Origin of the sequence: Myxococcus hansupus (assembly GCF_000280925.3) — a bacterium.
GTDB classification, from domain to species: domain Bacteria; phylum Myxococcota; class Myxococcia; order Myxococcales; family Myxococcaceae; genus Myxococcus; species Myxococcus hansupus.
The window spans coordinates 258,934-283,306 of the sequence record NZ_CP012109.1 but is presented as its reverse complement, the minus strand read 5'-3'; the positions used below and the strand labels follow the sequence as shown (position 1 = coordinate 283,306).

The window sequence follows — 24,373 nt, the reverse complement described above, 5'->3', positions numbered from 1 at the left end:
TCGCGCCCCGTGGAGGATGCAGATGGAAGTCAAAGGCGTCGCCTTCCTGGCCCGGCAACAGTTGATGGTGCAGACCCACGGGGAAGCGGCCTGGAAGGCGTTCCTCACCGAGTTCGCGGCCAAGGAGCCCTTCTTCGCCAGGCCCGTGATGCCGGTGTCGCGCATGCCCGCGGACGCGTTCCTCCGGCTCAACGACGAGTTGCTGGCGCGCTTCTACAACAACGACCTGAACGCCTGGTGGCAGTTCGGCGTGAAGTCCGCCGAGTACGCGCTGGGCCAGGGCCAGCTCAAGGCGATGTTCAGCCAGGGCGACTTCCGGCGCTTCCTCCTCTTCACCCCCGGCATCTGGAAGGGCTACTTCACCGAGGGCGACCTCAACGTGATTCCCGGTCAGGGCCACACCGACCTGCACATCACGAACGTTCCCAAGCCGCACCCGTACTTCGAGCTGTCGGTGATGGGCTTCGCCCACGGCGGCCTGGCGTACCTGGGCGCGCAGAACCTCGAGCACCAGGTGCTCAAGGGCTTCACCCGGAACGACAACGAGGTCCTCTACCGCTTCAACGTGGGCTGAGGTCCACTCCGGCCCGCGCCAGGCTCAAGGCGCGGCGCCGGTGATGCGCCCAGCGGCGTCGGACTCCGCCACCGCCGGCCCGTCGCGCTTCGCCACCGCGTCCAGCTTCAGCCGCAGGTCCGCCACCACGGGGTAGTGGTCGGAGACATCCACGCGCAGCACGCGGCTGGCCACGGGCGTGAAGGAGTCACACGCCAGCACGTAGTCGATGCGCAGCGTGGGCAGGAAGGCGGGCAGCGGATACGTGCCCCCCACGGAGCCCGTCTCCGCGACGACGTCCCGCAGCCCCCGCCGCAAGAGCCGGGTGGAGCGGGAGTCGGGGCCATCGTTGAGATCCCCCATCAGCAGCTTCGGCCGGGTGTCCTGCGCCAGCAGCCGGGCCACGTACGCGCTCTGCCGCATCCGCGTGTTCCCGTTGAAGGGACGGCGGATGAGGTGCGTGAGATAGACGCTCACCTCGCGGCCATCCACCTCCATCACCGCGTGCGCAAGCGTCCGAGGCTCCGCGCCGCTCGGCACCGGCAGCGGGTATTGCGCCAGCGCCTCCAACGGAAAGCGGGAGAGCAGCGCGATGCCGTAGGCGCCGCCAAACAGGTCCGTGGTGCGGAAGTGCGCGCGGTACTTCAAGCCGGTGAGGCGGGACAGCTCCGCCGTCTGGTCCAGCCCTTTCGCGCGGGTGGAGCCCACGTCCACCTCCTGCAAGGCCACGACGTCCGGCACCGCCGCGCGGATGACCTGGGCCACGCGCTCCAAGCCGCGGGCGCCCGATTGGATGTTGAACGTCATCACCCGCAGCTCACCCGGCGCGCGCTGGACAGCGGCGTCCGTCACGGTGGCGGCGCGGTGACCCGGGCCGGTCGCGCACGCGAGCGGCCCCATCAAGAACAGGACGGGGAGGAGATGGCGAAGGCGCATGTCGGGAGGGGCGCGATGTTACGTCCCGAGCGAAGGCCTGTCGCCCCGCCCACCCACGCCCGCGCGGAGGGCAGGCGAGCAGTCAGGCGACAAGGAAGCAAGACAGCGAGGCCGCGGCTGCTTCACACGACCGGGCCCTTCCCCAGGCCGCCCACCGCCCCCAACCTGTTCCTTCATGGAACCGACACTGGCATCCGAGACCTCTGGCCGGCGACCCTGGCGCACCCTGGCGCTGGCGGCCCTTCCCGTGGCGCTGATTCCCTTGGGGCTGCGCAGCTACCGCTCCCGCCGCCGCGCGCGTCGCCCGGCGCCACTTCGCAGCGCCGTGGGGCTGGGCCTGGTGTCACTGGCCATCCTGCGACTCGCCGGGGATTCCCGGCTGAAGTCGCGGCTGCCCACGAACTGGCGGCAGCGGTTGCCATCCTTCGACGCCTTCCTTCCGGAAGAGTTCACCGCCTCGGTCGCCTCCGGTCATTGAGGGTGCTGCGTCAACTCACCCTCCCGGAGGCGCCGGCGAGAGGTGCTAGCGGCGGCGGCGCAGACGGGTGCTGAGCAGCACGAGGGCCGCGCCCAGCAACGGGACACCACCGGCGGCGGCGCAGCCGCCGTCATCGTTGCCGTCACCGTCGCCACCACCGCTGCCGCCGCCGGTCACGTTGACCTCGAGCGTGGTGGTGGCCGAGGAGTCGCCCTGCTCGGTGCCGTTGTCGTTCACCGAGTTGCCCGCGCCGAACAGCGTGACGCGGCCCGCGGTGGCCGGGGCGACCATCGTGAAGTCGAAGCGCGCCTCGCCGTTGGAGAAGCGGCGGATGGTGCTGTGGGTCAGCTCACCGCTCAGCTTGCGCGAGCCCGAACCCGCGGTGAGCGTGGCCGCCGCCTCGCTCACCGCCACGTTGTAGCCGGCGCCCGCGGCCGGACCGCCCCGGATGATGAGCGAGTAGTTACCCGTCGCGCCCGGCGCGAGCGTGGCAGGCCCCTCGATGGTCACCGTGGGAGCCGCTCCGCCCCCCGTGTGGCACTCGGCGCAAGTGAGGCTCGAGCCATCCCGGCCACTTCTGCCACTGATGCCGGCGGAGTTGGCGAGCGCGGAGCCAGAGACGAGGCACGCCGACACGACACCGGCAACGCCGAGAGATGCAAGGAACGACCGCATGAAGCCTCCGAGAAAACGTCGGAAAAGGAGGCCCTCTACATAGCGCGTCGCTCCCATCCTTCACAGCCGTCCTAACGGCCGCCACTGCGCAGCAATACCGCACAGGCTTCGTCACGCAGTTGCGACAGCGTGTAGCGGGTCCCCACCCCGGAGTGCTCCAATCCGGCCACCAGCGACAGCACCCCCTGCGCCGTGGCCCAGGCCACGTTCGCCAGGCGACGCGGCTGGAGCCCCGGGGCCAGCCGGCCCGCGCGGGCATCCGCCTGCAGCCGGGCCTCCAGAACATCATTGAGCTGTCCACTCAGCGCCAGCACCCGCGCCTGATGGGCCTCCGACTGACGCCCCACCAACTGTGGCCACAGGTAGACGACGCGGAAGCCGTCCAGGTCCTCGGCGTACAAATCCACCCGGGCCCGAACCAGCGCGGCCAGCGCCTCCACTCCGCTGGCGGCGGACACCACCGCCGCCTCCAGCACCTTCACCTCGCGCGCCAACCCCTCCACCGCCAACGCGCCGACGAGGTCCTCCTTCGAGCGGAAGTAGTAGAAAAGTGAAGGCTTGCTCAAGTCCGCCTCCGCCGCCACGGCCTCCAGGGTCAACCCCAACACCCCGCCTTGGACGAGCACGGCCCGGGCCGCGGCGAGAATGGCCTGGCGGCGCCCTTCCTGACGCCGTGCCTTGCGCGCCTCGCGCTCGGAGGGCTCGCTCGAGCTCGACGCCACCACTCCCGGTGCGGGTGCGGCGGGCACAGCGGGGGCACGGCGGCGCCCCGGCGCGGCCCTGCGGCCACCACCACCACTAGAGCCGGGCGAGGGCATCGCGCACCGCCTCCTGACCGCCTTGCTCCAGCACGTCGCCGTGGCAGACCACCACGCGCTCCACGTCCCACGCCAGGACGCGCGCCAGTGACGCCCGCAGGGCCTCCCGGTCCTTGACGAGGGAGCGCGTCAGCAGCGTGGGCGACAACCGCTGCCACGCGCGGTTCATCTTCAGGTACAGGCGGGTGAACCACGAACCCGTCTGGTGGATGTTGAATGCCAGGTCGGTGACGAGCAGCGTCCGGCTGGGGCGGTGGAAGAAGAGCAGCTCGTCCAACTTCGGCATCCCCTGGACGAACACCTGCTCCAACACGGGTGCCCAGGCGGCCTCGGCCGTGTCACCCAGCGTCACATCGATGCGCAAGTCGGACCGCTTGCGCCGCAGCCCCGCGGGCGCCGCCACCTTCGCGTCCGGATAGGCCTCCGCCCAGTCCCCCAGGGACACGTGGTGCATCAGGTTGGGCGCCACCAGGAAGCGTACCGGCCCGAGCGCGTCCACCGCCGCCCGCGCCTCCGGACTGAAGCGAACGGGCGAGTGCAACCACAGCCCTCCGTCCGGCAAGCGGACAGCCGTCATCCGGCCTCCCAAGTCCATGACGCCCATCTGGAACTGCACCGTGAAGACGTACACGCCCTCGGCCACCTGGCGAAACATGACTGCCCCCTGGAAGTGGATTCGACCTCAACTCATTATTCTGACCTCGGGTCGAAAAATCAATCCTGTCCGGAAGGGACCCAGCGCCTGCCAGGGCGACGGGGCCGTTGATTTCCGGGTGGCCCCGGCGTAGGCAACCGTCCTCTTTCCACGACTTTTGAAGGGTGCTCCGCACATGGCCGAGAAGCTCACGCCCCGCGAGAAGGGCTTTTCCGAGTGGTACGTCGACCTGGTCCAGAAGGCGAAGCTCGCCGACTACTCGGACGTGAAGGGCTGCATGGTCATCCGGCCCAACGGCTATGCGCTGTGGGAGAACATGCAGCGCGTCCTGGACACCAAGTTCAAGGAACTGGGCCACAAGAACGCCTACTTCCCGCTGCTCATCCCCGAGAGCTACCTGAAGAAGGAAGCCGAGCACGTCGAGGGCTTCAACCCGCAGCTCGCCGTCGTCACCCACGCGGGTGGCTCGAAGCTGGAGGAGCCCTACGTCATCCGGCCCACCAGTGAGACCATCATCAACCGCAGCTTCGCCAAGTGGATTCAGAGCTACCGGGACCTCCCGATGCTGCTCAACCAGTGGGCGAACGTGATGCGCTGGGAGATGCGCACGCGCCTGTTCCTGCGCACCACCGAGTTCCTCTGGCAGGAAGGCCACACCTGTCACGAGACGGAAGAGGACGCGGAGAAGGAGACCCGGCAGATGCTGGAGGTCTACCGGGCCTTCGCCGAGGACTACATGGCGATGCCGGTCATGACGGGCCAGAAGTCGGAGTCCGAGCGCTTCGCCGGCGCGCTGCGCACCTACAGCATCGAAGCGATGATGCAGGACAAGAAGGCGCTCCAGGCCGGCACCAGCCACAACCTGGGACAGAACTTCGCCAAGGCCTTCGACACCCAGTTCCAGGGCCGCGACGGCAAGATGCACCACGTGTGGCAGACGTCCTGGGGCGTGTCCACGCGCCTCATCGGCGGTCTCATCATGACCCACTCGGATGACGCCGGCCTCATCGTCCCGCCGAAGCTGGCGGCCACGCACGTGGTCATCATCCCCATCTTCGGCAAGGCCTCCGACGCGGAGAAGGCGCAGGTGCTGGAGAAGACGAACGCGCTGGCCGCGGACCTGCGCAAGGCCGGCCTGGGCGTGGTGCTGGACGACGACGACTCCAAGAGCCCGGGCTTCAAGTACAACGAGCACGAGCTCATCGGCACGTGTCTGCGCATCGAAGTGGGCCCCAAGGACCTGGCGAAGAACTCCTGCGTCATGGTGCGCCGCGACCTGCGCCAGAAGGAGTTCGTGTCGCTGGACGAGGCCGTCTCCAAGGCCCAGGCCATGCTGGACGCCATGCAGTCGGACCTGTTCAACAAGGCCAAGTCCTTCCGCGACTCGCACACCTTCGAGGTCAACTCCTACGAGGAGCTGAAGGAGAAGGCGGACCAGGGCTTCCTGCTGGCGCACTGGAACCTGGACCCCAAGGTGGAGGCGCGCATCAAGGAGGAGACGGGCCTGACGACGCGCTGCCGTCCCTTCGACCTCAAGCAGGAGCCGGGCAAGTGCGTCGTCACCGGCGAGTCCTCGCCGGGCCGCATCGTGTTCTCCAAGGCGTACTGATTCACCCGCGCGCTGGATGACGGCGCGCTGGCGGCAGGGACGGAAGCGTCACCTGCCGCCTCGCGCCTCTTCAGCCCGCCACACGCACGGCGGCGCCGCGAGGCAGGAAGGTGGCCACGGGCTCGGCCTTCCCCGCCACGGGCAGGGGCGCGGCCGGTTCGAACTGGAACGCTTCCGCGCACTGCGCCTGCGTCGCGCCAGACACCAGCATGGGGACGCCCACCTTCTTGGTGAGCCCCTCGATGCGGCTGGCCAGGTTCACCGCGTCACCAATCACGGTGTACTCGCGGCGCTGCTCGCTGCCCACGTCCCCCACCACCACGCGCCCGGTGTGGATGCCAATGCCGATGCGCAGCGGCTCTTCGCCCCGGCGCTCGCGCTCGGCGTTGAGCGCCTCCAACGCCTCCAGCATCGCCAGCCCACAAGCGACCGCGGCCTTCGGGTGCCCGGGCAACTCCAGCGGCGCGCCGAAGTACGCCAGGATGCCGTCGCCGATGAACTTGTCGAGCGTCCCGCCGTGGCGGAACACCACCTCCACCATGCGAGACAGGTACTCGTTGAGCAGCGCCACCACGTGGGGGCTGTCCATGCGCTCGGACATGGAGGTGAACCCGCGGATGTCGGAGAAGAGGAGCGTCACCTCGCGGTGCTCACCACTGCCGGCGTCGGTGCCGCGCTCGGCGATCTGCCGCGCCACCTCGGGGGAGAAGTAGCGCCCCAGCCGCTCGCGCTGGAGTTCCTCCTGGGCCACTTCCTTCACCAGGCCCATGACCTGCCGGCCAATGAAGGACGCGGCCAGCGCGGCCAGCGTCAGCACCAGCACCATGCCCGTGAGAAATGTATCGGGCGTCAGCCGGGCCTGAAACAGGAGCCAGCCCTCCAACCCGATGGCCATCAGCGTGGCGATCACCACGTACCTGCGAGACAACGTCAGCAGGGCCACGATGACCACCAGCGAGATGAACACGCCCAGCGTCAGCAAGGCCGTGACGCCCGGCGCTGGCGAGCCCTGGATGGACAGCCACTGCAAGGCGCAGACAGCGGGCATGTCGATGAGCGTCACACCCAACGCGGGCCGCCGCCCCAACGCGGGCAATCGCCGCGCGCCCGCCCAGAGCGCGAAGGCCAGCAGCACGTAGGCGGCCAGGGCCCAAGAGGGCACGCGCCAGTCGTCCAGCCACGCCACGGCCCACCAACTCGCGGTCCCCGCCACCCGGACCCGGTTGAGCCATTCCCCCACCTGCGCGCGCCAACCGTTCAGCCGTTTCTGGAGTGTCTCGTCGACCTGCATGCGCTTCGGCATCGAACCCAGACGGTAGCCCAGGCGATTCGCCACCTCCAATCCACCCCGAGACACGGCGGAGCCCAGGGGCAGGCAGGTGGGCACGCCACCGGCGCCTCGGCTCGCGGGAGGCGAGTCCACCGCGTTCACCCCTATGCTTGTTGAAACAGACTCGGAGCCTCGAGCCATGCGCCTGTTCACCGCTGTCACATTGGGCGACACCGTCGAAGCGCGCGCCGCCGCCCGGATGCAACACCTGCGCGTCCTGGCCCCCCGCGCCCGCTGGGTGAAGGTGGAGGGCCTCCACCTCACGCTCGTCTTCCTGGGCGACGTGGATGGCGCGCGCCTGCCCGCCATCCAGGAAGCGCTGACACCCGTGGGCACACGGCACGCCCCCTTCGCGTTGTCCGTGGAGGGCGGCGGCGCGTTCGGCGACCCCGAGCACCCCCGCGTGCTCTGGGCCGACGTCCGAGGCGCCACGGACGCATTGAAGGCATTGCAGGCGGATACGGCCCGGGTGCTCCAACCCCTGGGCTTCGAACCCGAGCATCGAGAGTACACCGCGCACCTCACGTTGGCGCGCGCACGTGAACCACGGGGCGACCCCGCCCTGCGCTCCTGCGTCCAGGCGCTGTCGCAAACCACCCTGGGTGAAGCGCGCGTGGAGCGACTCATCCTCTTTGAAAGCAAGGGAGGCCACTACCTGCCCCGGTGGGAGGTCCCGCTGTCGCGCGAACCGGGGTAGAGCCACACCCGGCTTTGGCGCCGTGGCGGGTGGTGGCTGGCATCGGCGGTGCAATTCCGCGCGGGTGAGACAGATAAACACGCGAAAGGACACGTCGATGCGATGGCTGATCATGCTGTGGGTGTGGCTCGGTGCCCACGACGCGGTCGCCGCGCCACGCGAGGACCTGGAAGCCCGACTTCAGACGGGCGACATCGTCCTACACACCTCGCGCTCGGCGCAGTCACAGCCCATCCAGCAAGCCACGCAGAGCCCTCTGTCACACGTGGGTATCGTGGAGGTGACGGAGCAAGGCGCGTGGGTGGTGGAGGCCGTACAACCCGTGCAACGCATCCGCTTCTCGAAGTGGAAGGCCCGAGGCGTGAAGGGCGCCATCCTGGTGCTGCGGCCCCAGGCCCTGAGCGAGGCGCAGCGGCAACACGCCGTGGCGGCGGCGAAGGCCCACCTGGGCAAGCCGTATGACTGGCGCTTCGAGTGGGGCGACGACGCGATGTACTGCTCGGAGCTGGTGCGCAAGGCCTACGCCCAAGGCGCCGGCGTGGAGTACGGGAAGATGGAGCGGCTGGACTCGCTCCGAGTGAAAGGCCTGGAGCAGCAGCTTCGTGAGCGCTACGGCAAGCGTGTCCCCAGCGACCTGGAGCTGGTGACCCCCGCCAGCATCGCCACCGACACACGACTGGACGTCGTTTACTCGGACTTCCCGTCCGTGAGGTAGCGCCGCGCGAGCGAGGACGCGCCTGCATGGCGGGGACACGGTAGACTCCGCGCCATGCGACGCATCCTGGTGCTCCTCCCGCTCCTCGCACTCGCCGGCTGTAAGAAGGATGAAAGCCCCGGTGCTGTGAAAGTCACGGTGAATTACTCGGGCTTTCTTCCTGGCTGTGTGCTCGTGAAGGCCCGGGACGAGGCGAGTGGAAGAGAGCTCTCCACGCCCGTCCCCGGCAAGGGTTCACGTCCCCAAGGGGGCTCCCTGGTCGCCGCGGTGATCGCGCCCAGCGACTGGGGCAGCTCCGTTCGAATCGAAGCCTTCGCGCACGAACAAAGCTGCGAGACGGGCACCCCCGTGGTGAACAGCTCGGCGCTCGCGACGCTGACGCCCGGCGAGTCCGTCCCAGTGACGCTGTCGCTCCAGGCCACGGACGCTGACGGCGACGGTTACGTCAGCGTGCTCACCGGCGGCACGGACTGCAACGACAACAACGCGGCGATCCACCCCGGCGCGGTGGAGCTCTGCAACGACGTGGATGACAACTGCAATGGCATCTCGGACCAGGTGGAGCTCTCCCTGGGCCAGAGCTGCACGGAGGGCGAGAACTGCCCCGGCACCCGCGCGTGCGGCCAGGACGGCGGCGTCATCTGCAACGCGCCGGCTCCCGTCTACGCCTATCCCGACAGGGACCAGGACGGCCGGGGTGACATGCACGCGGAGGCGGTCGCGTTCTGCGCGGGCATCGGCGCCGGCTACGTCCTGGGGCCCGCGGATGACTGCGACGACACCAACCCCAGCATCCGCCCCGGCGCCCCCGAGCTCTGCAACGGCGTGGATGACAACTGCGATGGGAACATCGATGAGACGTTCCCGCTGCTTGGCACCGCCTGCGAGGCGGCGGGCCAGTGCCCCGGCACGCAGGTCTGTGACGCCGCGCAGACGGGCACGACGTGCGAGGCCACGATCCCTCCCAGCAACTGGTACGTGGATGAAGACGGCGACGGATTTGGCAGTGGCACGGCCGTCACGACTTGCGTCTCGCCGGGAGCCGGGTACGTCAACCAGGGTGACGACTGCAACGACGGCAACCCGTTCACGCATCCGGGTGCGACTGAAATCTGCGACGGCCTGGACAACAACTGCGATGGAACGTCCGATGGCCCCGGCGTGTGCCCGGAGGCGGGCGCCAGCTTCGTGAGCCGGCTCGTGGGCGCGCCGGAGCGACAGTGGCGGTCCATCGTCAGTGAGACGCCGGGAGATGTGACGGTCGTGGGCAACATGGGCGGCGTCGCCGTCCTCACGCCTGGCTCGACGACCTTCCAGCTCAGCCCCGCGGGTTCGGGATGCGGCAACAACGACCCTGGCTACAACGCCGTCTGGACGGACATGGCGAACCTGGGCCGCGCACACATGGGCTCTTCGTCCTCGGGTCTGCTCAGGTACTTCGTCCGAAGCGAGAACGCCTGCACCCAGGCCCACCAACTGAACAACGTCGTACAAGGACTCGTCGGATTCCGACACAACGGTGAACTGGAGATTCACGGCGTCACGTCGACCTTCGCGAACAACCAGGGGGTGACCTTCGCTTGGAACGGTGGGACCGGCGCGGCGTCACTGACGTTCTGGCCCTCGACCGTTGCGCCGCTGTACGACGTCCACGGCCGCTCACGGGCAGCGCTGTTCGCGGTTGGCGGCTTTGACACCGGCAACACCAGGCCCCGCATCTATCGATACACCGACGGCAACAGCCCGTGGCAGACCGAGGATGTCCAAAGCACCATCTCCAACCTCGGAAAACTTCTGGGCGTCTGGGTGGTGAACGACAAGCTCGCATTCGCCGTTGGCGATTTCCATAGCGGCTCGAACTCGGTGGTTCGCTGGGATGGCAGCAGGTGGAGCCGAATGCCCTTCCCCAATACGTACAATGAGAGCCTGACGTCCGTCATCGCGTTTGGCGCCAACTCCGTCTACGTCACCGCGCTCAACGGCCGCGTCTACCGGTACGACGGCACGCAGTGGCAGATCATCCACGAGAACACGAGCGCCCGGTTCAGGGACATCGCCGGCACCAGCCCCGCGGACCTTTGGATTGCTGGCGAGAATGGCCAGATCTTCCACTGGCCGCAGTGAGCAACCGTGACGCATCCGCCGCGCGCCGACAGCGCGGCGGATGCGGGGCAAACCCGCGCAGCAGAAGCAGCGCGGACGGGGCTCCCCGAAACACAACCACGCGAACCCCTTCCCGGCCGCTGTGCCCGTTCCAAGGGATTCGCGCGCTGCGCTCGCCACGCGGAGCGTCGCCCAAGTACCGGCGGCCCCAGCGAGCACCGGCGGCCCCAGCGAGCGCGGGCGCACCCTCATGCACACGGAACCCAAGCGCGGCATCCCCACCGCGCGGAGCCCTATCCACCGAGCGGCTCGCGTTCTGAAACGAGGCCTGCGGCACTGAGTCAGCGCCCCGCCCACCCAGCGCTATCCGTGCCCAATACACAGCGGGCACGTTCCCCAAAGAGAAGCGCGCGCAGGGAGCGACTCGCGTTCCGAGGCGAGGCCCGTAGCCCTGCGCCCACGCCCCAACCACCTGGCGAGCGCCCCAAAGGGAAGCGTGGCCGCGAGGCAACCGGTGCGCGAAAGGAGCGACTCGCGTTCCGAAACGAGGCCCGTGGCCCTGCGCCCGCCCCAGAGAGAAGCGTGCCCCCGAGGCAACCGGTGCGCGAAGGGAGCGGCTCGCGTTCCGAAACGAGGCCCGTGGCACCGAGCCCGTACCCCAACCACCGAGCGAGCGCCCCAAAGGGAAGCGTGCCCGCGAGGCAACCGGTGCGCGAAGGGAGCGGCTCGCGTTCCGAAACGAGGCCCGTGGCCATCCATGAGCCCGCGCCCCACCCACCCAGCGCCCCAAAACACAACGGGCACGCTCCCCAAAGGGAAGCGTGCCCGCGAGGCAACCGGTGCGCGAAGGTCTACTTGGCGCGGCGCTTACGAGCACCCGCGTCCGGCGCGGTGCCCGCGTCCTCACCACCCGCGGCGTCCGTGGCGGCGGCGTCGGTGCCCGCATCCGTGCCCGCGTCGGCGTCGGCGGGAGCCGGGCGCTCAACCTGCGGCGGCGGGTTGATGAGCGTCAGCGAGTTCAGGAACTCATCCGCGCCCGGCGCGCCAATGGCCGCGTTGTAGACGGTGATGAGGTTGTAGACGCGCGGCCCCACCAGGAAGCTACGGCCCTTCACCTCGCCGCTCGGCGACGCGAGCATGTACGCCTTGCCCGGGTAGCCATCCAGGGTGATGTCCTCGGAGCTCTTCAGCTCGCCACTCACCTGCTGGGCAATGCCCTGGATGCCACCGTTGATGAGTGCCTCGGCGGGGACGGTGGCGACGAACGCCTCCGGGTAGTCCACCGAGTTGACGATGTAGCTGACACCGTCCTTGGTGGCCGAATACGTGACGAGCGTGGCCTTGTCCGTCCGCTTCGGAAGCGCGGCCTCCGTGCGCGTCGGCTCGATGGGAGTCTCCATCGGAGGCAGCTTCACGGTGAAGCCCTCGGGGGCCTCCAGGACGTTGAACTGAACGGCGGGGACCGCGTCTCCGCCCTCGTTGGGAACCTCCTCGATGGTCGACGAGGCTTCCTGGTTCTCAGGCTTCTGCATACCGGCGCACGCGGCGGACAGGAGCGAGAGGGTGGCGAGGCTTGCAACAAGGCGGGACAACGGGGACATGGGCACACTTCCTGAGTGTGGTTGAACGCAGTGCGTCGATTGACGCTAGTCGAACTTCCTGGGTGCTGACTACCCGACTTTGAGTCGGGAGCCAGTTTCAACGCGCGCCGGAGCCTTCCGGAGCGTCAGCGAGAGGACGGAGCGGAACGCCACGAACGCCGCATCGTGGGGGACCCAACTGCTTACTCGCCAAGGTATGCACGCCGGACCTCCGCGCTCTCCAGGAGCGCCTTGCCCGGCCCCGCCATCACCACCTCGCCCGTCTCCAGAACATAGCCGTAATGGGCCGCGTTGAGCGCCAGGTGCGCGTTCTGCTCCACGAGCAGCACGCTCACGCCCGTGGCGTTCACCTCGCGCAGGGTGCGGAAGATGGCCTCCGTCACCTGCGGCGCCAGCCCCAGCGACGGCTCGTCGAGCAGCAACAACTGCGGCTTGCTCAAGAGCGCGCGGGCGATGGCCAGCATCTGCTGCTCGCCGCCCGACAGCGTTCCCGCCATCTGCTTGCGGCGCTCCTTGAGCACGGGGAAGAGCGTGAAGCTCTTCTCCAGGTCCGCCTGGATGCCCGCGGTGTCCTTGCGCAGGTACGCGCCCAGCTCCAGGTTCTCCTGGACGGACATGTTGGGGAACACGCCCCGCCCTTCCGGAGCGTGCGCCATGCCGCGCGGCACCAGTTGGTGCGCCTTCATGGACGTCGTCTCATGCCCGTTGAACTGGATGCGTCCAGCGCTGGGCTTGAGCATGCCGCTCACCGCGCGCAGGGTGCTCGTCTTGCCCGCGCCGTTGGCTCCGATGAGGGCCACCACCTCGCCCTTGCCCACCGTCAGCGACACACCCTTGAGCGCCTGGATGGCGCCGTAGTGCACCTTGATGCCGTCCACCGACAACAGCGGCGGGAAGGCCTGGCGCTCGCCCAGCGTCTTCACGTGCGCGTCGCTCACGCCGCCCCTCCGTGGCTCTCCAGGTAGCTGTCGCCCAGGTACGCCTCGATGACCTTGCGGTCGTTGCGCACCTGCGCCGGCGCGCCGCGGGCAATCGTCTCGCCATGGTCCAGCACGGTGATGAACTCGCAGATGCCCATGACCAGCTTCATGTCGTGCTCGATGACGAGCACGCCCAGATTGAAATCATCCCGGAGCTTGCGGATGAGCACCATCAGGTCCGCCTTCTCCCGGGTGTTCATGCCGGCCGCAGGCTCGTCCAGCAGCAGCACCTTGGGCTGCGTGCCCAGCGCGCGCGCGATCTCCAGCCGGCGCTGCTCGCCGTAGGGGAGGTTGCGCGCCTCCTCGTCACGGCGGTGGAACAGGCCCATGACCTCCAGCAGGTGCTCCGCCTGCCGCGTCAATTCCCGCTCCTCGTGCTGGAAGCGCGGGGTGAGCAGCAGCGCCCGCCACCAGTCGCGGTAGTTGGCGAAGGCGCCCTTCACCTTCGCCCCCAGCCCCACGCCCTCCGGGTGCAGCGCGCCCTGTGCCCGGCACGCCACCTTCACGTTGTCCAACGCGGTGAGCGCGCGGAACAGGCGGATGTTCTGGAAGGTGCGCGCCAGACCCAGGTGGTTGATTTGATGCGGCAGCCACCCATTCACGCGCTGACCGGCCACGCGGACCTCGCCCTGGGTGGGCTGGTACACGCCGGTCAGCACGTTGAACGCCGTGGACTTGCCCGCGCCGTTGGGACCGATGAGGCCCAGCAGGTCGCCCTGCCGCACGGTGAGGTTGAAGTCCGTCAGCGCCTTGAGGCCGCCGAACTGGATGCTCACCCCGTCCGCCTGGAGCATCGGTGCGCCTGCCTCCGCCTTCGTCTCCTGCACGAGCGCGCTCACGCCAGCCCCTTGCGCTTGCGGGGAATCCACCGCGGCAACACGTCCCAGATCTCCTTCGTCCCGAACAGGCCCTGGGGCCGCGCCAGCATCAGCACCACCAGCAAGAGGCCGTACACGGGCATGCGGATCTGGTCCACCCGCTGCGCCAGGCTGCCCTCGGCGCCCAGCACGGAGAACAGCGAGCGCAGGCCCTCGGGCAGCAGCGTGAGGAAGGTCGCCGCGACGATGGCGCCCGTCGTGGAGCCCAGGCCGCCCAGCACCACCATGACGACGATTTCCATCGACTTCACGAAGGTGAACGAGCCGGGGTTGATGATGGGCACGAAGTGCGCGAACAGCCCGCCGGCGATGCCCGCGAAGAACGACGAGATGACGAACGCGCGGACCTTGTAGCCCGTGGTGTCCACGCCCATGGCCTCGGCGGCCACCTCATCCTCGCGGATGGCCCAGAGGCTGCGGCCGTGGCTGGAGCCGGTGATGCGCCGGGCCACCAGCACGGTGAGGAACACCCAGAAGTACACCATGGCCGGCGTGGAGGTCTGCGGAATGCCAGACAGGCCCAGCGCGCGTCCAAAGGCGTCCGTGTTCTGCACCACCACGCGGATGATTTCGCCGAAGCCCAGCGTGACGATGGCCAGGTAGTCCCCGCGCAGCCGCAGCGACGGCAGGCCCACCAGGAAGCCGCACAGCGCCGCGGCCAGGCCGCCCACCAGCAGCGACGCAACGAAGAACACCTGGTCGCTGGCGGCCACGGGCAGGAACGAGAGCGCGACCTCCTTGAGGTTCAGCGACATCACGCCCGCGATGTACGCCCCCACCGCCATGAAGCCCGCGTGGCCAATGGAAAACTGCCCCGTCATCCCGTTCACGATGTTGAGGCTGACCGCCAGGATGATGTTCACCCCCACCACCGACAGCAGGTAGGAGGCGAACGGCGCGTCACTCATCAGCCACTGGAACAGCGCCAACACGGGCAGCGCCAGCATCACGGGCAGGATGCCACGCAGGGACGCGGGGACCGCGGAGCCAGCCTCGGGAGCGGGAATCGCCGGAGTCTCCATTACACCTTCTCCGCGGCGACACGGCCGAAGAGGCCGCCCGGCTTCACCAGCAGCACCAGGATGAGGAACCCGAAGGCCACCGCGTCACGCCAGGTGCTGGCCGCGTAGCCCACCACGAACTCCTCCACCAGCCCCAGCACCAGCCCGCCAATCACGGCGCCCGGCACATGGCCGATGCCGCCAATCACCGCCGCCACGAAGGCCTTGAGGCCCACGTACAGGCCCATCAGCGGGCTCACCGACGTGTCCTTGATGGCGTAGAGCAGGCCGGCGCCCGCCGCCAGCGCGCTGCTGAGCATGAACGTGAGCGCGATGACGCGGTCGGTGGGGATGCCCATGAGCGCCGCCACGCGGTGGTCCCAGGACACGGCCCGCATGGCGCGCCCGAAACGCGTGCGGAACACCAGGAACTGGAGGCCCACCATCAGCGTCACGGCGATGCCGAAGCTGATGACCTGCCAGTTCCACACCACCACGTCGCGGTCGCCAATCACGAGCCACTCCACCGGCTCGATGACCTCCGGGAAGGCCCGAGGCGCCGCGCCCGGCAGGAAGCCGATGTCCAACTGGAAGCCGTAGGACAGCGCGAACGAGATGCCAATGGCGGTGATGAGCGCGGTGAGGCGCGGCTTCTCCCGCAGGGGGCGGTACGCGAAGCGCTCGATGATGAACCCGAGCAGCGCGCAGCCCAACATGGCCACGGCGAACACGACGGCCACGCCCAACAGGGAGCTGCGCATGTCGCGCCCGAGCGCGAACGCGGTGGCGTAGCCCATGTAGACGCCGACCATCATGACGTCGCCGTGGGCGAAGTTGATGAGCTTCAGGACGCCGTACACCATCGTGTAGCCGAGCGCGACGAGCGCATAGATGGTGCCGGCGGCCAGTCCGTTGATGAGATGCTGAAGAAGCTGCGCCATTAGGGATTGATGGTCGTGACGTACTGCGTCTTGCCATCCTCGACCTTCAGGACGACGGCGGACTTCACGGCGTTCCGGTTGGCGTCCAGGCTGACCGTGCCCGCCACGCCCGGGAAGTCCTTCGTCTGCGCGATGGCGTCACGCACGGCCGGACCGCTCAGGTCCTTGGCGCGCTCCAGCGCGGCCACCGCCACGCGGGCGGCGTCGTAGCCCAGCGCCGCCAGGGCGTCCGGCACCGCGCCGTAGGCCGCCTTGTAGTCCGCGATGAACTTCTGCACGCGCGGGTCCGGGTTGTCCGGCGAGTAGTGGTTGGAGAAGTAGCTGCCCGAAATGGCGCTGCCGCCCAGCTCGAAGAGCTTCTCGGAGTCCCAGCCGTCGCCGCCCATCAGCGGGACCTTCAGGCCCACCTCGCGCGCCTGGCGGGCGATGATGCCCACCTCGCTGTAGTAGCCCGGCACGTAGATGCCCTCCGGCTGCGACTTGCGGATGGCGGTGAGCTGGGCGCGGTAGTCGGTGTCGCCCTGGCTGTAGCTCTCCACCGCGACCACCTTGCCGCCCATCTCCGTGAACTTGCGCGTGAACACGTCGGCCAGGCCAATGGAGTACGCGCTCTTGTTGTCCTGGAGCACCGCCACCTTGTTCAGCTTCAGGTTCTCCCGCGCGAACTTCGCCATCACGAAGCCCTGGAACGGGTCGATGAAGCAGACGCGGAAGATGTAGTCACCCTTGTCGGTGACGGTGGGGTTGGTGGAGGACGGCGTAATCATGGGCACGCCCGCCGCCTGCGCCTTCTCCGCCATGGCCAGCGAGTTGGACGACGCCACGTCACCCAGGATGAGCGCGACCTTGTCCTGCGTAATCAGGCGCGTGGCGGCCTGGGCGGCCTCCTCGGGCTTGCTCTGGTTGTCGTAGACGCGAATCGCCAGCTTCTTGCCCTTCACGCCGCCCGCGGCATTGGCCTCCTTGAGGGCCAGCTCGATGCCGTTGCGCGTGGAGATGCCGAAGGTGGCCTGGCCACCGGTGAGCGAGCCCACCTGCCCCAGCAGGATGGTGTTCGCGTCCGCCGGAGCGCCACCCGGCGCTGCTCCCTGCCCCTGCGCGGCCTGCGAGCCTCCTTCACCCGAAGGAGCGGGCTGCGTCTTCTTCTCGCAAGCGGCCGCCATGACGGCGAGCGCGGCGAGGAGCATCGGGGCAAGTCGTCGCATGCGGGGCTTCCCTTCTCAGGAACTGACACGGCAAAGCCCCGGTTTTCTAGGGGACACCATTGCATGGGTCAAGCTCGCAGCCGCCCCGTGCCCCCGTTACTCACCCTCTGTGCGGCGCGTCAGTCAGGAGTGCAGCCCGTCCACCGGGCCGTCGTGGAGCACCTCGCCCCGCTCCTCCACCTCGGCCGTCTCTTTCCGAACGGTGGCATGGACCTTCTGGAGTTCCTCGGCGGTGTACCGGGAAACCGCGACCTCCTGCCAGACATGGACGGTCTTGGTGAACTCCACCCGCTCCTCGCGCAGGGGGATGACGAACGTGCCCGCCTCGAAGGGCACGAGCCCCTCCAGCACCGGCTGGGCGGACGCGGCGGCCACCGGTGCGCCTTCCGCGGCCACGGCCTGCTCGGACACCCGCTCCACCAGCAGCTCCTCGCGCCGCACGGGCACGGAGAACTGCCGCACCTCCGTGCGGACCACCTTGTGGATGCGCACCTGCCCCGTCTCGTGCACCACGACGCGGGGGTGGGCCTCCTCATGCGCCAGCGGCACCACCAGCTCTGCGGGCGTCGCGAAGCTGGAGGACAGCACGGATTCGGGCGGGCCACCACCGGCGCCCTCGGAGGGTGACACCTCGTCCCGGGTGAGCCCCAGGTGCACGTCGGCGTCGCGCACGTCCACCACGTCACCGTAGCGCGCGGTGAAGCCCTTCACGCGCAGCAGCCCCCCTTCAATGGCGAACGACTCCTCGCCGCAGCCCACCACCGTGCCCAGCCGCGTCCCATCCGCCGTGAAGACCCGCATTCCTTCCCGTACGTCCCAGCGCATCGAAGGACTCCCTTCCTGTCGTGTGGTGACGGCTCACGCCGGGGCCGTCGTCTCGAACCAGGGTTGCTCCCGGCCGCTCGGGCCTCGCCGGAGCACCCGTTCCACGGAAGGCCGTGGAGGGGCCTCTGCTTCTTCACGCGGCGCGCAGACCGCGGCCGGTGGGGAGGTGGACACCAGGGCCAGGGCGGGAACCCGGGCACGCCGCCTCGCGAGCCGGCCCGCCACCAGCGCGCCCAGCAAGCCGGAGGCGCACGCCACGCCCACCACGGGGCCGCGAAGGCCGGGGCGGAGCAACCAATGGACGCCCGTCGCCACCAGGTGCGCCCCGATACCGACGGCCGCGCCGCCCACCCATGACTCCTCGCGCCCGCGCCACGGTTCCCAGGTTCCTTGCCTGCTCCTCATGACGTTCTCCCGTCAGGCGCTCGCGGCGCATGGCCCGGGCGCACCTCGCCTGAAGGAAAGATGGGGTGGGCCCCGGCGCCGTGAGAAGCCCCGGGCGGGGGTCCTTCTGGCCCGTGACTCAGGGCAGCCGACAGGACAGGCGGGTGTCCGGGCGGGCAGGCACATGGCCGAGCCAACTGGCACTTTGTCCTTGGCCCCTGTTACCGCGCCCGCGCGCTCCCACCTTCCAAAGTGACCGGGGTGGAAACCCCAGCGCCTCGCGCTCGCACGCGAAGCCACCACCAGCACCGGGGTCCAGGGTGTTGCCAGCCGGTCCACCCGCCCTGGTCACGAGGAGCCAGCCATGTACCAACGCAGCGACATCAAGGAAGGGATGGTCGTCCGCAGCATCGACGGCGAGAAGCTCGGCAAGGTCTTCGCCGTGGGCGAGGGCGAGTTCCATATCGAGAAGGGCCTGTTCTTCCCCAAGGACTACCTGGTCCGGTACTCCGAAATCAGCCGCATCGACGGCGCCGAAATCATCCTCAGCCACGGCAAGGAGATGCTGAGCCGCCTGTCGGATGAGGGCCGCGCGGACACCCTCGCCGGGACGGGCGCGGGCGCCGGTGTGGGCCCTGGCGCGGTGGGCCTGGACACCGACCGGGCCACGGCGCGCTCCCGCGCGGGCATCGACACCAGCGCGGACACGGTGAGCAGAGGCACCTACGACACGGGCTACGACACGCGGCTGGGCAAGGAGGCCCGCTACGGCGCGGGGCTGGACACGGACACCGCCGTGGGCGCGCGCGGCCTGCATGGCCGCGAGGAGGACATCACCATCCCCGTGCACAAGGAGGAGGTGGACGTCCTCAAGCGGGACGTCCAGGCGGGTGAGGTCCGCGTCCACAAGGACGTCGTGGAGGAGGACCAGGAAATCGACGTCCCCGTCCGCCGCGAGCGCGTCCGCGTGGAGCGCCGCGACGTGAGCCCGGGCCGCCCGGCGATGAACGCCTCCTTCCAGGAGGAGACCGTGGTCGTCCCGCTGCGCGCCGAGGAGGTCGAGGTCCAGAAGCGCGCCGTCGTCAGCGAGGAGGTCGTCATCCACAAGGATGAAATCGACGAGGAGCGCCACATCTCCGAGCACGTGCGCCGGGAGCAGGTGGACGTCCGCACCGAGGGCAGCGACGAGCGGCCCCGCACGCTGAACGCGCCCACCGACGACCCGCTGAAGCGCGGGTACTGAGGACACGCGGGAAGGCACCCCGGCCCCCCCTTCGAGAGGGCCGGGCCTTCTCCCTCAGCCCGGGGTCTTCAGCCGCACCGGGCGCATGATGGGCGTCTCATCCGCGCTGCCCAGCGGCCCCGCCGGGGGTGAGCGCTCCAGCCGTTCGAACTCCCGGTTGCGGTCAGGGAAGTGCTTCAGCATGAGCTGCACCAGCTCTGAATCGCTCGCGGGCCGGCAGGCATCCGCCAACCGCTCCGCCATCTCCTCCGCGCTGCCGAAGCGCGCCTCGGGCCGCTTGGCCAGCGCGGTCCGCAGCACGCTCCACAGCGAGCGGGAGATGTGCGAGGGCCGGGACGGCAGCGCCTCGTCGCAGATGGCGTGCATGGTGGCCAGCTCGTCGGGCTTCTCGAAGGCGCGCACGCCGGTGAGCGCCTGGTAGAGGATGAGACCCATCGAGAACAGGTCGCTGCGCGCGTCCAGCTTCATGCCCCGCGCCTGCTCCGGGGACATGTACAGCGGCTTGCCCTTCACGATGCCCGGCAGCGTCACCGTGCGCTGCGCGCGCGCCTTGGCCACGCCGAAGTCCAGCACCTTCACCCGCCCGTCGAACCCCACCATGAGGTTGTGCGGGGACATGTCCCGGTGCACCAGCTCGAGCGGCGCGCCATCCTCGCCGAGCAGCGAGTGCGCGGCCTGCAGGCCCATCAACCCCTGGCACACCACCGCCACCGCGTGCGCCGGCTCCAGCGGGCCCCGAACGGCGCGGATGAGCCGCTCCAGGTCCACGCCGCGCACCAGCTCCATGGCGATGAAGTAGGCGCCCTCCGCCTCGCCGAAGTCGTAGACGTGCACCAGGTTGGGGTGCGCCAGCCGCAGCCCGATGCGGGCCTCGTCCAGGAACTGCTCCACGACGGAGGGGTCCGAGGACAGGTGCGGGAGGATGCGCTTGAGGGCCACCATGCGGCCCAGGCCCTCCGGCCCTCGCGTCCGGGCCACCAGCACCTGGGCCATGCCGCCCGTGCCCAGGGGCGTCACCACCTCATAGCGGCCGATGTGGCCTCGCGACGGGGGCGGCGTATCCGCGGCGAGCCCGTCCAACCGCTCCAGCGCGCTCTTGCCCCCCGTCAGCGCGAGGAAGCCCAGCACGGCGGTGTCGAGCTGCTCGCCGATGGCCTCCACCAGCTTCATCACCATCCGGCCGCCGTCCTCGAAGCGGCCCTCCGCCACCAACCCCAAGCCGCCCAGCTCCAGGCTGCCCAGGGCCAGCCGGGTGCAGAAGAGCGTCCGCCCGTCGTCGAGCTTGCGGATGCCCTGCCAGAACGCCGCCTGCTGGACGTCCACGCCGGGCTCGCCCAGCACCCGCGTCACCACGGGGCCGCGCGTGCCGCGCAAGGACACGAAGCCCGCGGGGGCATGCACCAGCCGGGCACACTGCGTGAGGAACACGTCCAGCCCGGAGTCGAGGTCCAGGCCTCGCTCCAAGCAGTCCTCCAGGATGACGTCCGCCATGCGATGCACGGACATCAAGGCCCGGAGAAAAACGACCTCGTCCTCCAATGAAGGAAATTCCACGGGTGCATTCAACACCCGGAATCACCTTTCCGGAAACCCGAGGCCCGCGCGGTGCGCGGTTATACGCGCTCCCGGTCCTTCACAGCGGACACTGCGGGCAAGCGCTCGGGCGAGCCGGTGCGCAGCGCCAGCGGCACGCGATCCTCGATGAGCCCGTGCGCCTCCATCACCCGCTCCAGGTACGCCACGCGCTCGCGCAGCAACTGGACATCCACGCCGCCGCCTTGCGGGACCTCCTTCAACCGGATGAAGGCCTCCACCAGGGGCTTGAGGCAGAAGCGAAGCGTGAGCCCGAACAGGGGAACCCCCACCACCATGGCGGTGATGAAGGACATGACGATGCCTTCGGTGACGTCCATCGATGTGCTCCAGGAAGACTGCGCGCTGGGCAGTCTACGCGGGAGCACCGGAACGATTGCGAACGCTCAGCTCGCCTGCCCCGTGTAGATGGCGTCCGCGATGCGGTAGGCGCTGCCCTCCAGGCGCTGGAAGGACTCCTTGAGCACCGCCGTGTCGGTGGTGTTGAGCACCTCCTTGAGGCGCTCCAGGTCCGCCTTGATTTCCTCGCGGTCCTTCTCCGACAGGAGGCTGGCGTACTCCTCCAGGCTCTTCTCCGTCGTGTAGATGAGGCCGTCCGCGTTGTTGCGCAGCTCCGCCAGCTCCTTCTTCTTGTCGTCGGTGGCGTGCGACTGCGCGTCGGAAATCATCGCCTGGATCTCCGCCTCGGACAGGCCGGAGTTGCTCACCACGCGCACCTGCTGCACCTTGCCGGTGCCCAGGTCCTTGGCGCTGACGTGCACGATGCCGTTCGCGTCGATGTCGAAGGACACCTCGATTTGCGGCACGCCACGCGGCGCCGGCGGGATGCCCACCAGTTCGAAGCGCGCCAGCGTCTTGTTGTCCGCCGCCATCTCGCGCTCGCCCTGGAGCACGTGCACGCTCACCAGCGGCTGGTTGTCCACCGCGGTGGAGAACACCTGGCTCTTCTTGCAGGGGATGGTGGTGTTCTTGTCGATGATCTTGGTGAAGACGCCACCGGCCGTCTCGACACCGAGCGACAGCGGCGTGACGTCCAGCAGGAGGACGTCCTTCACCTCGCCCTTGAGCACGCCGCCCTGGATGGCCGCGCCCACGGCGACGACCTCGTCCGGGTTGATGCCCTTGTGAGGGTCCTTTCCGAAGAACTCCTTCACCTTCTGCTGCACGCGCGGCATGCGCGTCATGCCGCCCACCAGCAGCACCTGATTGATTTGCTGCGCGGGCAGGCCCGCGTCCTTCAGGGCGATGCGGCACGGCTCGATGGTGCGGTCGATGAGGTCCGTCACCAGCGCCTCGAAGGTGGCGCGGTCCACGGTCTCCGTCAGGTGCTTGGGGCCGGTGGCATCGGCGGTGATGAACGGCAGGTTCACCTCCGTCTCCGGCGCGCTGGACAGCTCGTGCTTGGCGCGCTCGGCGGCCTCCTTCAGGCGCTGGAGCGCCATGCGGTCCTTGCGCAGGTCCAGGCCGTTGTTCTGCTCGGCGAAGCGCTTGGCCAGGTAGTCGATGAGCCGCTGGTCGAAGTCCTCACCGCCCAGGAACGTGTCGCCGTTGGTGCTCTTGACCTCGAACACGCCGGCGTTGAGCTCCAGGATGGAGATATCGAAGGTGCCGCCGCCCAAGTCATAGACGGCGATGCGCTCGGTGCCACCCTCCTGCACCTTGTCCAGGCCGTAGGCCAGGGCCGCCGCGGTGGGCTCGTTGATGATGCGCAGGACGTTGAGTCCGGCGATGCGGCCGGCGTCCTTGGTGGCCTGGCGCTGGCTGTCGTTGAAGTAGGCCGGAACGGTGACGACCGCCTCGGTGACCTGCTCACCGAGATAGTCCTCCGCCGTCTGCTTCATCTTCATCAGGACGATGGCGGAGACCTCGGGCGGGCTGTAGCCCTTGCCGCGAATCTCCACCCACGCGTCGCCGTTGGGGCTGGAGGCCACCTTGAACGGGGACACGCCAATGGCCTTCTTGGCCTCGGGCGAGTCGAACTTGCGGCCAATGAGCCGCTTCGCCGCGAAGACGGTGTTCTCCGGGTTGGTGATGGCCTGCCGCTTGGCAATCTGCCCCACCAGGCGCTCACCCGAGTCGGTGAAGCCCACCATGGAAGGCGTGGTCCGGCTGCCTTCGCTGTTGGGGATGACCACCGGCTCGCCGCCCTCCATGACGGCGACGCACGAGTTGGTCGTCCCAAGGTCGATTCCAATCACCTTGCCCATGATGGTTACTGACTCCCCCCGGAAGAGTTCTCGGTCTGCTCGGGCGCGGCGGGCGCCCCGGTGTCGGTGGCCGCGGCGGGTTCGGCGGCCGCGACGGGCTCCGGCGCGCGCGCGACGACGACCATGGCGGGACGGACCAGCCGGTCGTTGAGGTGGAAGCCGCGCACGACCTCGTGGACCACGTGGCCCGAGGGCACGTCCGCCGTCTCCACCTGCTGGATGGCCTCGTGGAGGCGCGGGTCGAACGGCTGCCCCTTGGCGCTGAAGCCCTTCACGCCGTGGCGGCCGAGCGCGTCCTCGAAGGACTTGCGCGTCATGGCCACGCCCTTCTCGAAGCTGTCGAGGTCCGGCGACTTGGCCGCCGCGTCGAGCGCGCGGTCCAGGTTGTCCAACACCGGGAGCAGGTCCTTGAGCAGCTTCTCCGAGCCGAAGCGCTGGACCTCCTCTTTCTCCTTCTGCGCGCGCTTGCGGTAGTTCTCCAGGTCCGCGGCGTGACGCACGGTGCGCTCCTGCGCCTCCTTGGCACGCTCGTGGGCCTCACGCAGACGTTCCATCGTCTCGCGGCCCTTGGCCTGGCTGAACTCCACCTGCGCCTTGAGGGCCTCCACCTCCTGGCGAAGCGCCGCCACGTCCTCGGACGGTGCCGCCGCTTCGCTGGGCGAGGGAGGAGTCTCTTCGGGAGACGGGGACACGTCGGCTTCCGCCGAGGTGGACGGGCCTGAGCCCCCCATCTCGATGACGGTCACCTCGTCCTCTTCGTCCATGTGACGCTCGACGCTGCGTACCGCCGCGTCGATGACGTCCTGCCCGATTTCCGTCTGGATTCTGCTCTTGTCGTTCGAGCCGGCCACGGCGCGCACTATCTCACGCGCCGCAGGACACTCCAAATGTCGAGAAGGACGAAGAAATCCGACCCGGCCCCCTGGCAGGCGGGCTTCACGCCCAG

Annotated in this window: 24 protein-coding genes; 7 read left to right on the top strand and 17 right to left on the bottom strand. The window is 69.1% G+C overall.

Annotation, left to right across the window (positions count from 1 at the left end; translation table 11 throughout):
• The first annotated feature begins 22 nt into the window (after positions 1-22).
• Positions 23-574: a hypothetical protein gene (locus A176_RS01160; RefSeq protein ID WP_002633318.1), complete on the top strand. Its 552-nt coding sequence runs from the start codon at positions 23-25 to the stop codon at positions 572-574.
• A gap of 24 nt (positions 575-598) precedes the next feature.
• Here A176_RS01160 and A176_RS01155 read toward each other — a convergent pair whose 3' ends face one another.
• Positions 599-1,489, bottom strand: coding sequence for an endonuclease/exonuclease/phosphatase family protein (locus tag A176_RS01155; RefSeq protein ID WP_021781433.1), 891 nt, complete (start codon positions 1,487-1,489; stop codon positions 599-601).
• A 247-nt stretch (positions 1,490-1,736) separates the two neighbouring features.
• Between A176_RS01155 and A176_RS01150 the strand changes: the two genes are divergently transcribed.
• On the top strand, positions 1,737-1,967 hold the full coding sequence (locus A176_RS01150) for a hypothetical protein (RefSeq protein WP_002633320.1): 231 nt from the start codon (positions 1,737-1,739) through the stop codon (positions 1,965-1,967).
• A 45-nt stretch (positions 1,968-2,012) separates the two neighbouring features.
• Here A176_RS01150 and A176_RS01145 read toward each other — a convergent pair whose 3' ends face one another.
• The 3 genes from A176_RS01145 to A176_RS01135 all read right to left on the bottom strand — a co-directional run bounded on the left by A176_RS01145 (position 2,013) and on the right by A176_RS01135 (position 4,115).
• Positions 2,013-2,642, bottom strand: a complete 630-nt coding sequence (locus A176_RS01145; RefSeq protein WP_044890531.1) for an MXAN_6652 family MXYO-CTERM-anchored protein — start codon at positions 2,640-2,642, stop codon at positions 2,013-2,015.
• A gap of 71 nt (positions 2,643-2,713) precedes the next feature.
• The gene (locus A176_RS01140) at positions 2,714-3,364 is read right to left on the bottom strand and encodes a TetR/AcrR family transcriptional regulator (protein ID WP_226994142.1); all 651 of its coding nucleotides are present in this window, start codon (positions 3,362-3,364) and stop codon (positions 2,714-2,716) included.
• A 76-nt stretch (positions 3,365-3,440) separates the two neighbouring features.
• On the bottom strand, positions 3,441-4,115 hold the full coding sequence (locus A176_RS01135) for a DUF4336 domain-containing protein (RefSeq protein WP_002633323.1): 675 nt from the start codon (positions 4,113-4,115) through the stop codon (positions 3,441-3,443).
• A gap of 157 nt (positions 4,116-4,272) precedes the next feature.
• Here A176_RS01135 and proS point away from each other — a divergent pair, with 157 nt between their 5' ends.
• A complete protein-coding gene (proS, locus tag A176_RS01130) occupies positions 4,273-5,724 on the top strand; it encodes a proline--tRNA ligase (protein ID WP_226994141.1) in 1,452 nt (483 codons plus the stop codon).
• A gap of 70 nt (positions 5,725-5,794) precedes the next feature.
• Here proS and A176_RS01125 read toward each other — a convergent pair whose 3' ends face one another.
• The gene (locus A176_RS01125; protein WP_002633327.1) at positions 5,795-7,156 is read right to left on the bottom strand and encodes an adenylate/guanylate cyclase domain-containing protein; all 1,362 of its coding nucleotides are present in this window, start codon (positions 7,154-7,156) and stop codon (positions 5,795-5,797) included.
• Between the two features lie 37 nt (positions 7,157-7,193).
• Between A176_RS01125 and thpR the strand changes: the two genes are divergently transcribed.
• The 3 genes from thpR to A176_RS01110 all read left to right on the top strand — a co-directional run bounded on the left by thpR (position 7,194) and on the right by A176_RS01110 (position 10,590).
• Positions 7,194-7,751 (top strand): RNA 2',3'-cyclic phosphodiesterase, encoded by a 558-nt coding sequence (gene thpR, locus A176_RS01120; protein ID WP_002633329.1) that lies wholly within the window; start codon positions 7,194-7,196, stop codon positions 7,749-7,751.
• A 97-nt stretch (positions 7,752-7,848) separates the two neighbouring features.
• On the top strand, positions 7,849-8,466 hold the full coding sequence (locus tag A176_RS01115) for a YiiX family permuted papain-like enzyme (RefSeq protein ID WP_021781434.1): 618 nt from the start codon (positions 7,849-7,851) through the stop codon (positions 8,464-8,466).
• A 54-nt stretch (positions 8,467-8,520) separates the two neighbouring features.
• On the top strand, positions 8,521-10,590 hold the full coding sequence (locus A176_RS01110; RefSeq protein ID WP_044890533.1) for a putative metal-binding motif-containing protein: 2,070 nt from the start codon (positions 8,521-8,523) through the stop codon (positions 10,588-10,590).
• Between the two features lie 830 nt (positions 10,591-11,420).
• Here A176_RS01110 and A176_RS01105 read toward each other — a convergent pair.
• The 8 genes from A176_RS01105 to A176_RS01070 form a co-directional block, all read right to left on the bottom strand.
• Entirely contained in the window at positions 11,421-12,170 is a 750-nt protein-coding gene (locus A176_RS01105; protein ID WP_002633333.1) for a hypothetical protein, read from the bottom strand.
• Positions 12,171-12,352: 182 nt separating this feature from the next.
• The gene (locus tag A176_RS01100) at positions 12,353-13,108 is read right to left on the bottom strand and encodes an ABC transporter ATP-binding protein (protein WP_002633334.1); all 756 of its coding nucleotides are present in this window, start codon (positions 13,106-13,108) and stop codon (positions 12,353-12,355) included.
• Complete coding sequence (locus tag A176_RS01095; RefSeq protein WP_044890534.1) at positions 13,105-13,989, bottom strand: ABC transporter ATP-binding protein; 885 nt, start codon at positions 13,987-13,989, stop codon at positions 13,105-13,107. Before A176_RS01095 ends, A176_RS01100 begins: the two co-directional genes overlap by 4 nt.
• On the bottom strand, positions 13,986-15,050 hold the full coding sequence (locus tag A176_RS01090; protein ID WP_002633336.1) for a branched-chain amino acid ABC transporter permease: 1,065 nt from the start codon (positions 15,048-15,050) through the stop codon (positions 13,986-13,988). The genes A176_RS01095 and A176_RS01090 overlap by 4 nt, the downstream gene beginning before the upstream one ends.
• Entirely contained in the window at positions 15,050-15,970 is a 921-nt protein-coding gene (locus A176_RS01085; protein ID WP_002633337.1) for a branched-chain amino acid ABC transporter permease, read from the bottom strand. The genes A176_RS01090 and A176_RS01085 overlap by 1 nt, the downstream gene beginning before the upstream one ends.
• Positions 15,970-17,175, bottom strand: coding sequence for an ABC transporter substrate-binding protein (locus A176_RS01080; protein ID WP_002633338.1), 1,206 nt, complete (start codon positions 17,173-17,175; stop codon positions 15,970-15,972). Before A176_RS01080 ends, A176_RS01085 begins: the two co-directional genes overlap by 1 nt.
• A gap of 123 nt (positions 17,176-17,298) precedes the next feature.
• Positions 17,299-18,000, bottom strand: coding sequence for a YsnF/AvaK domain-containing protein (locus A176_RS01075; RefSeq protein ID WP_002633339.1), 702 nt, complete (start codon positions 17,998-18,000; stop codon positions 17,299-17,301).
• Positions 18,001-18,033: 33 nt separating this feature from the next.
• Positions 18,034-18,405 carry a hypothetical protein gene (locus A176_RS01070; RefSeq protein WP_226994139.1) on the bottom strand — a complete coding sequence of 124 codons (372 nt, stop codon included), beginning with the start codon at positions 18,403-18,405 and terminating at the stop codon, positions 18,034-18,036.
• Positions 18,406-18,748: 343 nt separating this feature from the next.
• Here A176_RS01070 and A176_RS01065 point away from each other — a divergent pair, with 343 nt between their 5' ends.
• Positions 18,749-19,627, top strand: a complete 879-nt coding sequence (locus A176_RS01065) for a YsnF/AvaK domain-containing protein (RefSeq protein ID WP_002633341.1) — start codon at positions 18,749-18,751, stop codon at positions 19,625-19,627.
• A gap of 54 nt (positions 19,628-19,681) precedes the next feature.
• Here the strand turns inward: A176_RS01065 and A176_RS01060 are convergent, their stop codons facing one another.
• From A176_RS01060 to grpE, 4 genes are all read right to left on the bottom strand, one after another.
• The gene (locus A176_RS01060) at positions 19,682-21,133 is read right to left on the bottom strand and encodes a serine/threonine-protein kinase (RefSeq protein ID WP_082282663.1); all 1,452 of its coding nucleotides are present in this window, start codon (positions 21,131-21,133) and stop codon (positions 19,682-19,684) included.
• A gap of 107 nt (positions 21,134-21,240) precedes the next feature.
• Positions 21,241-21,540, bottom strand: a complete 300-nt coding sequence (locus tag A176_RS01055; RefSeq protein ID WP_002633343.1) for a hypothetical protein — start codon at positions 21,538-21,540, stop codon at positions 21,241-21,243.
• Positions 21,541-21,606: 66 nt separating this feature from the next.
• The gene (gene dnaK, locus A176_RS01050) at positions 21,607-23,427 is read right to left on the bottom strand and encodes a molecular chaperone DnaK (RefSeq protein WP_002633344.1); all 1,821 of its coding nucleotides are present in this window, start codon (positions 23,425-23,427) and stop codon (positions 21,607-21,609) included.
• A gap of 5 nt (positions 23,428-23,432) precedes the next feature.
• Positions 23,433-24,287, bottom strand: coding sequence for a nucleotide exchange factor GrpE (gene grpE / locus A176_RS01045; protein ID WP_002633345.1), 855 nt, complete (start codon positions 24,285-24,287; stop codon positions 23,433-23,435).
• Between the last annotated feature and the right edge of the window lie 86 nt (positions 24,288-24,373).

Excerpts from the sequence above, each read along its gene's own strand:
- A176_RS01090 (WP_002633336.1), bottom strand. The coding sequence starts at position 15,050 with ATGGAGACTCCGGCGATTCCCGCTCCCGAGGCTGGCTCCGCGGTCCCC.
- A176_RS01060 (WP_082282663.1), bottom strand. The coding sequence starts at position 21,133 with ATGTCCGTGCATCGCATGGCGGACGTCATCCTGGAGGACTGCTTGGAG.
- A176_RS01115 (WP_021781434.1), top strand. The coding sequence starts at position 7,849 with ATGCGATGGCTGATCATGCTGTGGGTGTGGCTCGGTGCCCACGACGCG.
- A176_RS01080 (WP_002633338.1), bottom strand. The coding sequence starts at position 17,175 with ATGCGACGACTTGCCCCGATGCTCCTCGCCGCGCTCGCCGTCATGGCG.
- A176_RS01110 (WP_044890533.1), top strand. The coding sequence starts at position 8,521 with ATGCGACGCATCCTGGTGCTCCTCCCGCTCCTCGCACTCGCCGGCTGT.
- thpR (WP_002633329.1), top strand. The coding sequence starts at position 7,194 with ATGCGCCTGTTCACCGCTGTCACATTGGGCGACACCGTCGAAGCGCGC.
- A176_RS01135 (WP_002633323.1), bottom strand. The coding sequence starts at position 4,115 with ATGTTTCGCCAGGTGGCCGAGGGCGTGTACGTCTTCACGGTGCAGTTC.
- A176_RS01155 (WP_021781433.1), bottom strand. The coding sequence starts at position 1,489 with ATGCGCCTTCGCCATCTCCTCCCCGTCCTGTTCTTGATGGGGCCGCTC.
- A176_RS01065 (WP_002633341.1), top strand. The coding sequence starts at position 18,749 with ATGTACCAACGCAGCGACATCAAGGAAGGGATGGTCGTCCGCAGCATC.
- dnaK (WP_002633344.1), bottom strand. The coding sequence starts at position 23,427 with ATGGGCAAGGTGATTGGAATCGACCTTGGGACGACCAACTCGTGCGTC.
- A176_RS01075 (WP_002633339.1), bottom strand. The coding sequence starts at position 18,000 with ATGCGCTGGGACGTACGGGAAGGAATGCGGGTCTTCACGGCGGATGGG.
- A176_RS01145 (WP_044890531.1), bottom strand. The coding sequence starts at position 2,642 with ATGCGGTCGTTCCTTGCATCTCTCGGCGTTGCCGGTGTCGTGTCGGCG.
- A176_RS01105 (WP_002633333.1), bottom strand. The coding sequence starts at position 12,170 with ATGTCCCCGTTGTCCCGCCTTGTTGCAAGCCTCGCCACCCTCTCGCTC.
- A176_RS01070 (WP_226994139.1), bottom strand. The coding sequence starts at position 18,405 with ATGAGGAGCAGGCAAGGAACCTGGGAACCGTGGCGCGGGCGCGAGGAG.
- A176_RS01055 (WP_002633343.1), bottom strand. The coding sequence starts at position 21,540 with ATGGACGTCACCGAAGGCATCGTCATGTCCTTCATCACCGCCATGGTG.
- A176_RS01085 (WP_002633337.1), bottom strand. The coding sequence starts at position 15,970 with ATGGCGCAGCTTCTTCAGCATCTCATCAACGGACTGGCCGCCGGCACC.
- A176_RS01160 (WP_002633318.1), top strand. The coding sequence starts at position 23 with ATGGAAGTCAAAGGCGTCGCCTTCCTGGCCCGGCAACAGTTGATGGTG.